Below are 14,616 nucleotides of genomic sequence, written 5' to 3'. Positions count from 1 at the left end.
AAGATCATGGAACCTGTCGTTTATGTTGTCGATGATGATAATGCCGTCAGAAAATCAATTGTCCGGCTGTTGGCATCCGAAGGTTACCGCGCCATCGACTTCGCGTCTGCGGAGTCATTTCTCTCTCATCCCCTTGTCGGCGTTCCGGCCTGTTTGATCCTCGATTTAAACATGCCGGTGGTGAATGGTTTTGATGTTGCCAGCGCGTTAAAAGATCGCGGGCGCGAGCTGCCAATTATCTTTCTGACGGGGTTTGGCACCATTCCGCTAACCGTTCAGGCAATGAAAGCCGGTGCGCGTGAGTTTCTGACTAAACCGGTGGAGCCGGAGCGTTTGCTGGCTGCGGTGGTGGATGCCCTGAAAGGCGCCGAGCAGGAGTTTGAACAGCAGCAGGCGAACTTCGCGCTCAAGCAGCGCCACCTCTCTTTAACGCCGCGCGAACAGGAAGTGTTTGAACTGGCGATCAGCGGCTTGCTGAATAAGCAGATCGCCGCCGAGCTGGGCGTCAGTGAAATCACCGTCAAAGTGCATCGCCGCCGGGTGATGGACAAAATGCAGGCCCGCTCGCTGGCGGATCTGGTGCATGCCGCCGGAAGCCTGCAAATCGCCAAGTCCCGCAGCCGTTAATCGCTGGCGGGCAAGGTAAAGGAGAACAGACTGCCAAACGGCGTTCTTGCCTGCGCGGTCAGTTTCCCCTGATGCCGTTCAATAATGGTGTAACTGATGGTCAGCCCCATCCCCATTCCCTGCGCTTTAGTGGTGTAGAACGATTCAAACAGCCGGGCCTGCACTTCGGCATCCATTCCGCTGCCGGTATCGGCAATGGCGCACAGCAGTTCACCCGGCTGCGGGTTCTGCGTGCTGAGCGTCAGCACCCGCGGGCGCGAATCCACCTCGGCCATCGCTTCAATGGCATTCATCACCAGGTTCAACAGCACTTGCTGGATCTGCACGCTGTCGCCGCAAAACAGGCTGTTGGCGGCCTGTAACCGGTAATCGACAGCAATATGCCGCCGCTCAAGTTCGCTGCGCGACAGGGTCAGAATATGGTGCAGCAGCGCGTGCAGATCGAGGCGTTCAAACACCGGCGGCTGGCGGCGCGTCAGAGATTGCAGGCTGCGGATCACCTCGCCTGCGCGTTGCCCTTCACTAATAATTTCCTCCAGCCCGCTACGGATGTTTTCAATCGGCAGCGGATCGCGGTTAAGCCAGCGCAGGCTGGCACCCGCATTGGAGACAATTGACATCAGCGGCTGGTTAATCTCATGGGCAATTGACGAGGTGAGTTGCCCGACGGTGGTTGCCCGCGAAACGCGCGCCAGTTCGGCCTGCGCCACGCGTACTGCATCTTCATTTTGCCGTTGGGCGGTGATATCGGTAATGGTGCCAAAGTATTCATGCACCGTTTCACCGCTGGCCGCTACCGGATCGCCAATGCCGAGAATATAACGCACCTCGCCGTCGGCGCGGATAATACGGAATTCCGCCTGCATGGTTAACCCCTGCGCGACGCTGCGGGTCACCAGCGCACTGATGTGCGCGTGGTCGTCAGGATGCACATAGGTGAGAAACTCGGCCATCGAGATCAGCTTGCGTTTCTCCGGTAGCCCCAGGATGCGTGCATACTCATCCGACATATGCATCAGATCCTGCTCCAGCTCCCAGCGCCAGGTTCCGGTGTGGCTAATCTGCTCGCCGAGCATCAACGAGGTCTGGCTGGCACGCAGCTCTTTTTCCACCCGGCGGCGCTGAATATTCTCCTCCAGTAGTTCGGCGTACAGACGCGCCGTTTCCAGCGAAACCGCTGCATGTGCGCCAAGCAGGTTTACCACCCGGGAGTGCCCGGCGGTAAACACGTCTGGCATCAGGCGATTTTCCAGATAGAGCGCCCCCACCAGCCGAGCCTGTTTAAACATCGGCACGCACATTACGGCCGCGCCAGAGGTCACCAGATAGGGATCCTGGCTGAACGGGCTGTACTCTTCCGGCCTGCCGGTGCGGATCTCCTGCCCGGTGCGGATCACCGCCGCCAGCACCGACAGCGGTAAATCCGTTGCCAGCGGCGTTTCGTTTAGTACCTGTACGCGCACCCCTTCGTTGCTGGTGTGCGCGCTGGCTTCAATCAACGGGATAGTGTCATCCAGCACGCGGATTAACAGGCCGCGCTGTGCACCTGCCCGCTCCAGCAGCATGGTCATCAGGATCTGGATCAGCCGCTCAAGATTGATCTCTTCGGAGAGTGCGCGTGAGGCCTTGATAATGCTTTGCAGATCGCGAATTTCATCATTTTGCGCAAAAGCAATGGTGTCATACGGCGTGCTGGCCGCTTTCGCGACAAGGTGCGGGTGCGTCTGTTCGAGCTGGCGCACTTTGCCGTGCGCGCCGACGCGGCCCCAGGCGGCGATTGCCCCGCGAAACCAGGCATCGGCAATCGTAGGATAACCGCAGGTGCGGGCAAAGTGCCCGGCCAGTTCGTGCGCCAGCGCGTTGCTCGGGTTAAAGCCCGCTTCGCGCGACAGCTTGATGGCTTTCTCATACTGACCAATGGCGATACTGTTCATCCCATCGAGCCGCACGATCTCGGCGTACAGCAGCGCCTCTTTGTCGCTGAAGGTCGACGGATTGAGTCGCGCCCAGCGTGCGATCGGGTTGTAGTGCTGATTAAGACGCTGGCGGTGCGCGGCGGAAAAGGTATCCGGTGTCAGTTGCATCGACAGCGACAACGCGCTGTAGAGATGGTAATCGAGCAGATTGACGTGTCCGGGCGCGGCCCAGGCGAAGCGCCCCGCTTCCAGCAGGCTGCTTTCCGCCTGCGCATATTCCCCGGCAAAAAAGTGTGCCATTCCGCGATAAAGCCAGAACCAGAACAGCATGGGCGGCGGCGGTGTTGCCGGTAGCAGAGACTCCGGGAGCACCGCTTTACCGCTAAATACCTGCTGGGGTGTTCGCAGGTATTCAACAAAGTGACGTTGTAACAGCAGGATGGTATCCATATCCGAAAAACGCGTCTCGTGTATGAACGCCAGCCCGCGCTCTATATGACTCAGTACCACATCAAGCGGGTCGCCGCAGACCAGGCTGTTGGTGACCTCACGGAAGGAAGCGAAACAGGCAATGGTGAGATCGCCATGCGCAACCGCAGCGGTGAAACAGTTTTTGGCGCACTGGACGGTATACGACAACGGCTGGATCCAGACGCTGCTGCGCCCCAGCGCCACCAGAGTTTTAGCGGCGTAATCATGAAAACCGTGGCGCGTGACCAGGTCCTGCGCCAGCGTGCCGTAGCGAAAGCCCTGCTCATACTCGCCATAACGCTCGCCGATCATGACGCCAAACCACGCCAGCGCGACGGTGGATGCGCCCGTCAGCCCGCGCTCCAGCGTCAGTTGCAGTATCCGGCAGAGCAGCAGGAAATGCAGGCGAGGACAGATAAAACTGGCGTACAGACTGGCGCTTCCCAACAGGTTCATCAGCACATCCGTTTCGCGGTGGTTCATGCGCGGCAATGCCATAAACGTGCTGATGGGGTGCGTTCCAATAAGGGAGGAGATCTCCTGCCAGGCGTCGTCGCACTCGGCATCGTCCGGCTGTCGGCTTATATGAATACCGAACACGGAGAGCCAGCTCAGCGTGGTGTCGAGCGCTGGTGAATAGCTGGAGCGGCGGATATGCACTTCCGCCAGTACGCTGGCGGCATGGGCTTTTTCCACCAGCCCGCCCGGCGAGGCCAGCAGCGTTTCGCACGATGCGCGTGCGGTAGCGAGATGGCCCAACAGAAGTTCGCACTCTGCCCGCTGTAAATCGATCGCGAAGAGATCGTCGCTGTCGGCGCTGAGCGCGCGTGCGGTCTGTAAATAGCCCAGCGCGGAAGCGTAATCCCCGCTGCGTCTGGCCTGTCGGGCAGCAAGGGCGCAAAGTTCGCTGAACTTCTGCCGCTGTGGCGCAGGCTGGATATTGTCGATCGCCGCCGTGACATGGTGGATGGTGCGAAACAGGATCTCGTTACCAGGGGTTTGTCGCGCTTCATCGGCCAGCAGGCTGGCGGCCCGCAGATGTAACTGACGGCACACGGACGAAGACAGCAAGGCGCTTGCCGCCTGCTGAATGCGCTCATGGGTAAAGGCGTATTCGTCGGCGTTGAGGGTAATTAACTGCACGGACACTGCCGGGTGCAGGTGCAAACGTATCTCGCCAGGCGTCCTCTCCAGTATGCGGCTTGCCAGTAACACTTCGCCTGCGCTGCCAAGACAGGCCAGATGAGCAAGCAGCGTACGGGTTTCCTCCGGCATCTGTTCCAGTTGTTGCAGCACCAGGCTAATGACGTTTTCACTGTAGTAACGGGCGCGAATCGCCGCCAGATCGTAGTGCCAGCGCCCCTGATAGCTGTTATGACTCACCAGCCCGTCTTCAACGATGCGTTTAAAAAATTCATGGGCAAACAGCGGATTACCGCCGGTTTTTTCATGGATCAGTTTGGCCAGATCAACGGTCGATGCCGGGCGGGTCTGAAAAACGATCGCCAACCAGCGCGCCACGGCTTTGGCGGAGAGCGGTTGCGGCTCGCACGTCATCGTTCGCCGGGCGACGCTGCGCAGGCGTGCGAGCGTGGCGGCAAACTCCTCATCCCCGAGCGACGGCAGATCGCGGTGCGATACCACCATCAGCAGCGGCAAGGCGTGGCTGTGCTGCAACAGATACTCCAGCAGTTGCAGGCTGGCGTCATCGATCCAGTGCAGATTGTCGATCAGTATTACCAGCGGGCAACCGGGCGAGGCAAACACACTCACCAGGCGCAATACCATATGATTAAAGCGCGCGCGGGCATCCAGCGTGACGCTGTCAACGAAAGGCGCGGGTTTACTCTCCAGCAACAGACCCAGTTCCGGCGCGAGACTTACCGCCAGCCCTTCATACCCGGCCAGCGCGATGGAGAGCCGCGATTTCCAGCGCGCCACCTCTTCGGCGGGCAACCCCAGTAAATGCAGTGCCAGCGAGCGAAATGCTGCCGTTAACGCGCCAAGCGGCAGCACCGCGCTGTACTGCTCCACTTTGCCAAGCGCGATCAGCGTCGGGCGTTGCAGAAACAGTTTCAGCGCTGAGGCCATCAGCGATGATTTACCCATCCCGGACGGGCCGCTAAGGGTGACCAGCATCTGTTTGCCGCTGTGGTTGACCTCTTCCAGCGCCGCAACCAGCTCGCCCGCCTGCGGATGCGCACGGTACAACGTATTGGCAAAATGCAGCGACGGGGAACGATCCTGTAAACCGGGCGTAAACGCCGGAATGCCCTGCTCCGGCGTCAGCGTGGCCTGGCAGCGGCGCAGATCGGCGATCAGACCATCGATGGTCTGGTAACGTTTCTCCGGCGATTTGGCCAGCAGCTTCAGCAGGATGGTTGACAGCATCGGCGGTAGCCCTTCCCGCAGGCTGTGCGGCGCGGCAGGTTCAGAGGCAATATGATGCAGCGTCCACTCTGCCTGCCCGCCTTCGGACAGATCGAACGGCAGCACGCCGGTCAGTAATTCATACAGAACAATGCCCAGACTGTAGAGATCGCTGCGGCTGTCAACGGCATGATGGGTGCGGGTGGTGTGTTCCGGTGACATATACGCCAGCGTGCCGCCGGAAAGCGGCAGCCAGTTTTGCGCCTGCGCTTCACTGCTGCTGGTGGCAAGGCCAAATCCGCCGAGACGGCAGCGCTCCCCGCTGAGAAAAATGTTTCCCGGCTTGATATCGCCGTGAATGAGATTGCGGCGATGCATCTGGCGCAGCGGCGCGCAGATACGTAAGGCCAGCGCCAGCCAACTGGCGATGGAGGCCATTGGCAGAGCGATCATCCGGGTGAGCGTTTCAAAAGCAAATGCCGGATAGACCAGCGCGAAACGGCCATGATATTGCGCGCTGGCGACGGGCGTGACCGCCCAGCTACTCTCCAGTTGCGCGCGCAGCGCCAGCTCATTTTTCAGCAACTGGCTGGCGCGCGGTTCGGCTTCGTCGCTGACGGCGGTGGCAAGGATAAAGGCGTCACTGGCCCACGGGTAATGGGCATTCATCCAGGCTATGCATCCTTCCTGCGCCAGCGGCGTATAGATGGCGTCATCCTGCACAGTAAAAGGCTGTCCAGCGTTGTGTTCTCCGGTTTCCGGCCACAACGGAAGAGGTGAAGCGTCGCTCATGGATTATCCTCACTGTTGCTCAGCACACGCTGAACATATTCAAGGAGGATATCGATATCGATGGGTTTGCGCAAAAAAGCAACGGCACCGGGTTTGCCCGCGTACCGTTGCCAGGTTTCGTCGTCGTGGCCGGAGATAAAGATCACCGGCGGCGGTGCCGGGCTAAGCTGCAATCTCTCAAACATCATTGCGCCGCTCATGCCTTTCAGTTTGAGATCCGCGATCACCAGCGCAATCGCAGGCCGCGCCGGGCCGTCGTTGAGAAACGCTTCCGCCGAGGGAAATGCTATCGTGGCGTAGCCCTCCGATTGCAGCAAATTACTCAGTCCGCTACGGACGGAAGGTTCATCATCAACAATGGCAATACGCCGGGGTTGCGTCATGCGATTTCCTCTGGCCTCAGGTATCCTGGCGCGGCGGCGAGTCTGGAGGTTCAGGCTGCGGCGCACCGCTAATTTTCGGTACACACTCATGGCGGAACCACGCCATAGTCAGCGGCTGTCGGGCCAGCAGACGGCGGGTTATCGGTACGAGTTGCTCCCCCACCAGCATGCCGAACAATCCGAGTAGAGCAACCACCGGCGGTGCGGGTGAGCGAACCCCCAGTAAAGCATAAATAACGCCAGCCAGAAGACCGACCAGGAGAGAAACGATCCAGGTTTTCATGGGTTTACCCCGCCATTGTGTGGGTCATTAACGTGGCGATCAGCCCTTCACCCACCAGCATGCCGAGCAGCCCAACCAGCGCAATCGCTGGCGGCGCAGGAGAACGTACCTTCAGCAGCGCGTACATCACGCCAATCAGCACGCCTGCGGCAAAGGAAATCAGTCCGATACTCATGGCAAACTCCTGCCGAAAAGGGAAATGCTGACCGGCAAATACCGGCCAGCGTGCTGCTTAGCGTGCCGGAACCGGCGCCAGCGTGCGGTGACCCGCTTTGGCGCGGGACGGCGCTTTATGCACCATGGTGTAGGCGTAATCCACGCCCATGCCGTAGGCGCCGGAGTGCTCTTTGACAATCGCCATCACTGCGTCATAGGTTTCGCGGTGCGCCCAGTCGCGCTGCCACTCCAGCATCACCTGCTGCCAGGTTACCGGGATCACGCCCGCCTGGATCATGCGCTGCATTGCGTAGTCGTGCGCTTCTTTTGAGGTGCCGCCAGAGGCGTCCGCCACCATATAGATTTCGTAATCGCCTTCCAGCATCGCGCACAGGGAGAAGGTGTTGTTGCACACTTCGGTCCACAGGCCGGAGACCACCACTTTGCGTTTGCCGTTGGCAGCCAGCGCGTCACGCACTTTCTGATCGTCCCAGGAGTTCATAGAAGTACGTTCCAGAATGTCCTTCTCCGGGAATACATCCAGCAGTTCCGGGTAGGTATTGCCGGAGAAACTCTCGGTTTCAACGGTGGTGATGATGGTCGGGATGTTGAACACTTTGGCGGCTTTCGCCAGCGCAACGGTGTTGTTTTTCAGAACCTGGCGGTCAATGGACTGTACGCCAAAGGCCATCTGAGGCTGGTGATCGATAAAGATTAACTGACAGTTAGCCGGGGTCAGGACTTCAAGCTTTGAGGTTGTCATATTTACACCCATTAGGTTAAAGGAGCTGGAGCTACGTTCAGACAGCAAACGACAGGGCTTCGCTATCGGTGGCTGCATGGTAGGCTGCGCTCCCCCGGCCCGACTATTATCTGATGGTATAACTATCCTTTCGTATACCTATACTTTGGTACAACTGGTCTTTTCTCCGCCGCGCTTTACATAATTCATTCCAGATGCTTATCGGCTCAACAGGGCCGCCAGACTGGAGGAAGTATGGATTTGCTCGCACATGCAGAACTGATATTGCTCAATGGCCAGTTTCACACCGTTGATCGCGAAAACCCGCTCGCCGACGCGGTCGCCATCCGTGACGGAAAATTCGTTAAAGTGGGCAGTGAAGCCGAGGTGATGGCATACCGCGGCGAAGGCACCAAAGTTGTCGATTTACACGGCCATACGGCGATCCCCGGATTAAACGACTCGCACCTGCACCTGATTCGCGGCGGGCTTAACTACAACCTCGAACTGCGCTGGGAAGGCGTTCCGTCGCTGGCCGATGCGTTACGTATGCTGAAAGAACAGGCATTGCGCACGCCGTCGCCGCAGTGGGTGCGCGTAGTGGGCGGCTGGACAGAGTTCCAGTTTGCGGAGCGCCGTATGCCGACGCTGGATGAAATCAACGAAGCTGCGCCTGATACCCCGGTCTTTATTCTGCACCTCTACGATCGCGCCCTGCTCAACCGCGCGGCGCTGAAAGTGGTGGGTTATACCCGCGATACGCCAAACCCGCCGGGCGGCGAGATCCAGCGCGACAGCAACGGTAATCCGACCGGCATGCTGATTGCCCGCCCGAATGCGATGATCCTCTACGCCACGCTGGCCAAAGGGCCGAAATTGCCGCTGGAACAGCAAGTTAACTCCACCCGCCAGTTTATGCGCGAGCTGAACCGTCTGGGGCTGACCAGCGCCATTGATGCCGGCGGCGGTTTCCAGAACTACCCGGAAGATTACGCGGTGATCGCCGAACTGCATGAGAAAAAGCAGATGACGATCCGCATCGCCTACAACCTGTTTACGCAGCGCCCCGGCCATGAACTGGAAGATTTTGAGAAATGGACCGACATGCTGACGCCGGGCCAGGGCAGCGATTTCTTCCGCCATAACGGCGCGGGCGAAATGCTGGTCTTCTCGGCGGCGGATTTTGAAGATTTCCTCGAACCGCGCCCGGATCTGGCGCCGGGAATGGAAGAGGAGCTGGAGCGCGTGGTGCGTCATCTGGTTGAGCACCGCTGGCCGTTCCGTCTGCACGCGACTTATAACGAATCCATCAGCCGCATGCTCGACGTGTTCGAAAAAGTGAACCGCGAGATCCCGTTCAATGGCCTGCACTGGTTCTTTGATCACGCGGAAACCATTACCGAAGCCAATATCGAACGTGTAAAAGCGCTCGGCGGCGGTATCGCCGTTCAGCACCGCATGGCGTTCCAGGGCGAATATTTCGCTGAGCGCTACGGCCAGCAGGCCACCAAACAGACGCCGCCGGTGGCGAAAATGCTGGAAAACGGTGTACCGGTTGGTCTGGGCACCGACGCCACCCGCGTGGCGAGCTACAACCCGTGGACGGCGCTCTACTGGCTGGTTTCCGGCCGTACCGTCGGCGGCATGCAGATGTACGATCACAGCGCCCGCCTCGATCGCGATACCGCCCTGCTGCTGTGGACGCAGGGTAGCGCCTGGTTCTCCAGCGAACAGGGGAAAAAAGGCCAGATCAAAGCGGGTCAACTGGCGGATCTCGCCATTCTGAGCAAGGACTACTTCCGCGTGCCGGAAGAGGAGATTAAAGGGATTGAGTCGGTACTGACGGTAGTGGGCGGCGATATTGTCTATGCCGCAGGTCAGTTTGGTCCGCTGGCTCCGCCCGCTATTCCGGTGGTGCCAGAGTGGTCGCCAGTGGTCAAGGTACCGGGTCATTATCGTAGCGCACCGCCGCAGGCGGCCCGTGTGGGTCTGGCCGCGGGTGTTCATCACTGTTCCGGCCCGTGCGGAGTTCACGTTCATCAGCACGATATCGCCCGTGGCAATGCCATGCCGGTATCCGATGAGAACGCGTTCTGGGGAGCGCTCGGCTGTAGCTGCTTTGCGTTCTGACATTATGAAAACATCAACTGACTTTGCGCCCCGTATTGACGCGGGGCTGTTCTTCCTGCGCCTGGCGGGCAGCCTGTTACTGTTGTATGTGCACGGGCTGCCGAAGGTGTTCCATTTCAGTGAAGAGCTGACGCGTATCGAAGATCCGTTTGGTCTCGGGCCTTATATGAGCCTGCTGCCCGCGATTTTCGCCGAGGTGATCTGCCCGCTGTTTATTATTGCGGGCGTGGCGACACGACTGGCCTGCGTGCCCATCATCGTGGTGCTGCTGGTGGCGATGCTGGCGGTGCATCCTGACTGGTCCATTGCCGAAGGGCAGTTCGGCTGGCTGCTGCTGATCATCTTTACTACGCTTTTGCTGACTGGCCCTGGTAGCTGGCGAATCCGACGGACTGCAAAAGGAGCGATTGCATGACCCAACAAAACGAACTGAAAGCAGCGGTGACAGTGTCACCGATTCAACCTTCCGCCTCTGCGTGGCAACCGTTGCATCAGCGCGTTTTTCGCATGCTATGGATTGCGACCGTGGTCTCCAACATCGGCTCATGGATGAGCGATATCGGCGTGAACTGGACGATGCTCTCGCTGAGCGCCGATCCGCTGGCGGTGGCGCTGGTGCAGGCCGCCAGCAGCCTGCCGATGTTCCTGTTTGTCCTGCCCGCAGGCGTGCTGGCCGATATCATCGAGCGACGCAAGATCCTGCTCTTCTCTCAGGTGTGGTCGTTCTGTGCCGCTGCCGGGCTGGCCCTGCTCTCTTTTACCGGCAATGTCACGCCGGCAGTGCTGCTGGCGGCAACCTTTTTACTCAGTACCGGCGCGGCGCTCAGCTCGCCCGCTTTTCAGGCGATTGTGCCGGATCTGGTCGATAAGCAGGAGCTGAGCCCGGCGATTGCCCTCAACTCGCTGGGCATCAATATCAGCCGCGCAATTGGCCCGGCGCTCGGTGGGTTGATCCTGTCGTTTGCCGGTCCGTGGATGGTGTTCCTGCTTAATGCCCTGTCGGTGGTCGGTGTGGCGGTGGTGTTGCACCGCTGGAAACCGCAAGCCACCGTGCAGCGCCTGCCGCCGGAGCACTTTTTCACGGCCATTCGTGGCGGCCTGCGCTACGTTCACGCCGCGCCGGTACTGCAAAATGTGCTGGCGCGCACCGTGGCGTTCTTTCTGTTTGGCAGCGCTGGCTGGGCGATGTTGCCGCTGGTGGCGCGTCGCGAACTGGGCCTTGGCCCGGGCGGTTACGGCATTATGCTGGCCTGTATTGGCGTCGGGGCAATTTGCGGCGCGGTACTACTGCCGAAATTGCGCAAACGGCTGAATGCCGATCAGATGATGGTGGCGGCGAGCCTGCTGTTTGCCATCACCATGCTGGCGCTGGCGTTTATCCGCCACGTCTGGTTGCTTAATGCCTTTGAATTTTTCACCGGCTTTTCCTGGATTGCCGTGCTCTCGACACTGAATGTCGGTGCGCAACGCAGCGCCGCCCGCTGGGTGAAAGCGCGTGCGCTGGCGGTGTATCTGACGGTGTTCTTTGGTTCGATGACCGTCGGCAGCGCGATCTGGGGGAAACTGGCGTCGGAATTCGGCGTGGCGTGGTCGCTGTGTGCGGCCACCGTTGGTATGGTGCTGGGCGCGACGACGGTCTTACGCTGGCGGCTGGAAAAAGATGCCGCGCTGAATCTCGATATTCTCGATCCGGCAGGCGGCACGGCGAATATCACCATCCCCCACGAGCGTGGGCCGGTGATGGTGAGTTGTGAGTACCGCATTGATCCGCAGGACGCCCATGAATTCACCCTTGCGATGCAGGATATGCGCCGCGTCAGACGCCGTACCGGCGCGATGGGCTGGGCGGTGTATGAGGATGCGGTTCAGCCAGGTGTGTTTGTCGAAACCTGGGTGATGGGATCGTGGATAGAGCATTTACGTCAACACGAGCGGCACACGGTAAACGATCAACGTATCCGCGAGCGCGTGCTGGCTTTTCATCAGGGCGATGAACCGCCGGTTGTCCGGCATCTGGTTGCGCCCGCCGGGCGATAAACGGTATTAACCCACTACTTAACAATGAGGTAAGCAGATGAGCACAATCAAAACGCAGGATGGTACTCAGATTTATTACAAAGACTGGGGTGCGGGTAAGCCGGTTCTCTTCAGCCACGGCTGGCCGCTGGATGGCGATATGTGGGATAGCCAGCTTAATTTCCTCGCTGAGCGTGGTTATCGCGTTATCGCTTTTGACCGTCGCGGTTTTGGTCGTTCCGATCAACCGTGGAACGGCTACGACTATGACACTTTTGCCTCCGACATTAACGATCTGGTTACCACGCTGGATTTGCAGGGCGTGACGCTGGTGGGGTTCTCGATGGGCGGTGGCGATGTGACGCGTTTCATCGGCCGTTACGGCACCTCTCGCGTGGCCGGGCTGGTGCTGCTGGGCGCGGTCACGCCGATTTTCGGTAAAACCGCCGATCACCCGGAAGGTGTCGATAAGAGCGTATTTGATGGCATTAAAGAAGGCCTGCTCAAAGATCGCGCGCAGTTTATCAGTGATTTTGCTACCCCGTTCTACGGCCTGAATGCCGGGCAGAAAGTTTCCGACGGTGTACTGACGCAAACGCTGAATATCGCCCTGCTGGCGTCACTGAAAGGTACGCTGGACTGCGTCACCGCCTTCTCTGAAACCGACTTCCGCCCGGATGTGGCGAAAGTGGATGTCCCGACGCTGGTGATCCACGGCAGCAACGATCAAATCGTACCGTTCGAAGCCACCGGTAAACTGTCGGCGCAACTGATTAAAGGCGCGGAACTGAAAGTGTACGAAAACGGCCCGCACGGTTTTGCCGTTACTCATCAGGATCAACTGAATGAAGACCTGCTGGCGTTCCTGAGCAAACTGTAACGTCTGAAAGAAGAAACCGGGCCTCAGCGCCCGGTTTTTTTACGATTTTTTGTGGAACAACTGGCTGGCTGTATCGCTCAGCACCTGCACCGCGCCCCGATCGCCCTTCACCATCGACGCCATAAAGGCTTTGGCCTGTTTCAGGGTGATATGCGGCGGTAACGGCGCGACTTCCGGATCGGTTTTCACCTCCAGCACTACCGGGCGATCTGCCTGTAACGCCTGTAGCCAGGCGGCCTTCAGCGCCTCTGGCGTATCGACAAAAATACCCTGCAAGCCCAGCGAGCGGGCAAACTCTGCATAGCGAACATCCGGCACCTGTTGCGAAGCTTCAAAGCGCGGGTTGCCTTCCATTACCCGCTGCTCCCATGTCACCTGGTTAAGATCCTGGTTGTTGAAGACGCAGATAATCAACCGCGGATCCTGCCACTGCTGCCAGTATTTCTGCACGGTAATCAGCTCGGCCATGTTGTTCATCTGCATTGCGCCATCGCCGACCAGCGCTACGACGGGCTTTTCCGGCGCGGCAAATTTCGCCGCGATGGCGTACGGCACCGCCGCGCCCATACAGGCTAACCCGCCGGAGAGCGACGCACGCTGTCCCTGCTTCACGCGGTAATCGCGGGCGAACCAGTTGGCGCAGGAGCCGGAATCGGAGGTGACAATGGCGTTTTCCGGCAGCAGCGGCGACATTTCCCACACCACGCGCTGCGGGTTAACGGGGTTGGCAGGTGCCATCGCGCGCTGCTCCATCACCTGCCACCATGCCTGCACCTGGCGGGCGATCTCCTCCTGCCAGCTACGGTCTTCTTTGTGCGTCAGCAGCGGCAATAGCGCCTGCAAAGTTTCGGCGGCATCGCCGTGTAGCGCCACCTCGCAGGGGTAACGCAGGCCGAGCATCGCCGGATCGATATCAATTTGCACGGCGCGCGCCTGGCCTTCCGGCGGCAGAAACTCCGTCCACGGGAAACCGCTGCCGATCATCAGTAGCGTGTCGCACTGCTGCATCAGTTTCCAGGATGGCTCCGTTCCTAATAGACCAATCGAGCCGGTGACAAACGGCGCATCATCCGGCAGAACGTCTTTACCAAGCAGCGCTTTGGCGACGCCTGCGCCCAGCACATTGGCGGCCTGAACCACTTCCACGGCGGCATTGCGTGCGCCCGCGCCGATCAGAATGGCCACTTTTTTCCCGGCATTCAGCACCTCTGCTGCGCGTTGCAGATCGCGGTCATGCGGGATCACGCGCGGGCGCTGATAACCGGCGGCCGAATGGGTAAACCCGTGCGTATGTGCCGGTGGCTGCCACTCTTCATCCTGGATATCTTTTGGTAGGATCACGACGCCAACGCCGTTCTGCGCAATGGCAATGCGCACGCCACGATCCACCAGATGGCGAACCTGCGCCGGTGACGCCGCTTCCTGCACGAAATTCGCTACATCAGCAAAGACGCGGTCGAGGTTCATCTCCTGCTGATAACTGGCACCGCGCGCGGTGCTTTCTGCCTGGCCGCTGATCGCCAGTACCGGGGCGTGATCCATTTTGGCGTCATACAGCCCGGTTAACAGATGCGTGGCGCCAGGCCCGCCCGTCGATAAGCAGACGCCCAGCTCACCGGTGAATTTGGCATGGCCGACCGCCATAAACGCGGCCATCTCTTCATGGCGAACCTGGATAAATTCGATGCCGTCTCCGGCTTTGTTGGCGCGCTGGATAGCCCCGAGCACGCCATTTATGCCATCGCCAGGGTAACCGTAAATGCGCGTTACGCCCCACTCTTTCAGGCGTTTGACAAAGAAATCGCTTGTTTTCATGCTCACTGAAATGTTCTCCTTGCGCGTGGATAACC

At 59.5% G+C, this 14,616-nt stretch carries 11 protein-coding genes; 5 read left to right on the top strand and 6 right to left on the bottom strand.

Annotation, left to right across the window (positions count from 1 at the left end):
• Positions 1-6: 6 nt before the first annotated feature.
• Positions 7-627, top strand: coding sequence for a response regulator transcription factor (locus AWR26_RS13180; protein WP_007375046.1), 621 nt, complete (start codon positions 7-9; stop codon positions 625-627).
• On the opposite strand, the gene AWR26_RS13175 is transcribed toward AWR26_RS13180, so the two are convergent.
• Genes AWR26_RS13175 through AWR26_RS13155 form a run of 5 tightly spaced genes read right to left on the bottom strand, consistent with a single transcriptional unit; the run spans position 624 to position 7,761 of the window.
• Positions 624-6,176: an AAA family ATPase gene (locus AWR26_RS13175; RefSeq protein ID WP_064566457.1), complete on the bottom strand. Its 5,553-nt coding sequence runs from the start codon at positions 6,174-6,176 to the stop codon at positions 624-626. The genes AWR26_RS13180 and AWR26_RS13175 overlap by 4 nt on opposite strands.
• On the bottom strand, positions 6,173-6,559 hold the full coding sequence (locus tag AWR26_RS13170; RefSeq protein ID WP_064566455.1) for a response regulator transcription factor: 387 nt from the start codon (positions 6,557-6,559) through the stop codon (positions 6,173-6,175). Before AWR26_RS13170 ends, AWR26_RS13175 begins: the two co-directional genes overlap by 4 nt.
• Before the next feature lie 16 nt (positions 6,560-6,575).
• A complete protein-coding gene (locus AWR26_RS13165; RefSeq protein WP_064566453.1) occupies positions 6,576-6,842 on the bottom strand; it encodes a XapX domain-containing protein in 267 nt (88 codons plus the stop codon).
• A gap of 4 nt (positions 6,843-6,846) precedes the next feature.
• Positions 6,847-7,017 carry a DUF1427 family protein gene (locus AWR26_RS13160; RefSeq protein WP_071892697.1) on the bottom strand — a complete coding sequence of 57 codons (171 nt, stop codon included), beginning with the start codon at positions 7,015-7,017 and terminating at the stop codon, positions 6,847-6,849.
• Positions 7,018-7,074: 57 nt separating this feature from the next.
• Positions 7,075-7,761 carry a hydrolase gene (locus AWR26_RS13155; RefSeq protein ID WP_007375051.1) on the bottom strand — a complete coding sequence of 229 codons (687 nt, stop codon included), beginning with the start codon at positions 7,759-7,761 and terminating at the stop codon, positions 7,075-7,077.
• Positions 7,762-7,995: 234 nt separating this feature from the next.
• Between AWR26_RS13155 and AWR26_RS13150 the strand changes: the two genes are divergently transcribed.
• From AWR26_RS13150 to AWR26_RS13135, 4 genes are read left to right on the top strand one after another with little or no spacing between them, the layout of a single operon-like run.
• Positions 7,996-9,870 (top strand): amidohydrolase, encoded by a 1,875-nt coding sequence (locus AWR26_RS13150; protein ID WP_064566450.1) that lies wholly within the window; start codon positions 7,996-7,998, stop codon positions 9,868-9,870.
• 4 nt (positions 9,871-9,874) lie between these two features.
• A complete protein-coding gene (locus AWR26_RS13145) occupies positions 9,875-10,285 on the top strand; it encodes a DoxX family protein (protein WP_064566448.1) in 411 nt (136 codons plus the stop codon).
• Positions 10,282-11,907 (top strand): MFS transporter, encoded by a 1,626-nt coding sequence (locus AWR26_RS13140; RefSeq protein WP_064566446.1) that lies wholly within the window; start codon positions 10,282-10,284, stop codon positions 11,905-11,907. Before AWR26_RS13145 ends, AWR26_RS13140 begins: the two co-directional genes overlap by 4 nt.
• A 37-nt stretch (positions 11,908-11,944) precedes the next feature.
• Complete coding sequence (locus AWR26_RS13135) at positions 11,945-12,766, top strand: alpha/beta fold hydrolase (protein WP_064566444.1); 822 nt, start codon at positions 11,945-11,947, stop codon at positions 12,764-12,766.
• A gap of 39 nt (positions 12,767-12,805) precedes the next feature.
• On the opposite strand, the gene AWR26_RS13130 is transcribed toward AWR26_RS13135, so the two are convergent.
• On the bottom strand, positions 12,806-14,587 hold the full coding sequence (locus tag AWR26_RS13130) for a thiamine pyrophosphate-requiring protein (RefSeq protein ID WP_175518618.1): 1,782 nt from the start codon (positions 14,585-14,587) through the stop codon (positions 12,806-12,808).
• Positions 14,588-14,616: the final 29 nt, after the last annotated feature.

The sequence above is a fragment of the Kosakonia oryzae genome (assembly GCF_001658025.2).
Lineage (GTDB): Bacteria > Pseudomonadota > Gammaproteobacteria > Enterobacterales > Enterobacteriaceae > Kosakonia > Kosakonia oryzae.
This window is presented reverse-complemented; position numbering and strand designations above follow the sequence as displayed.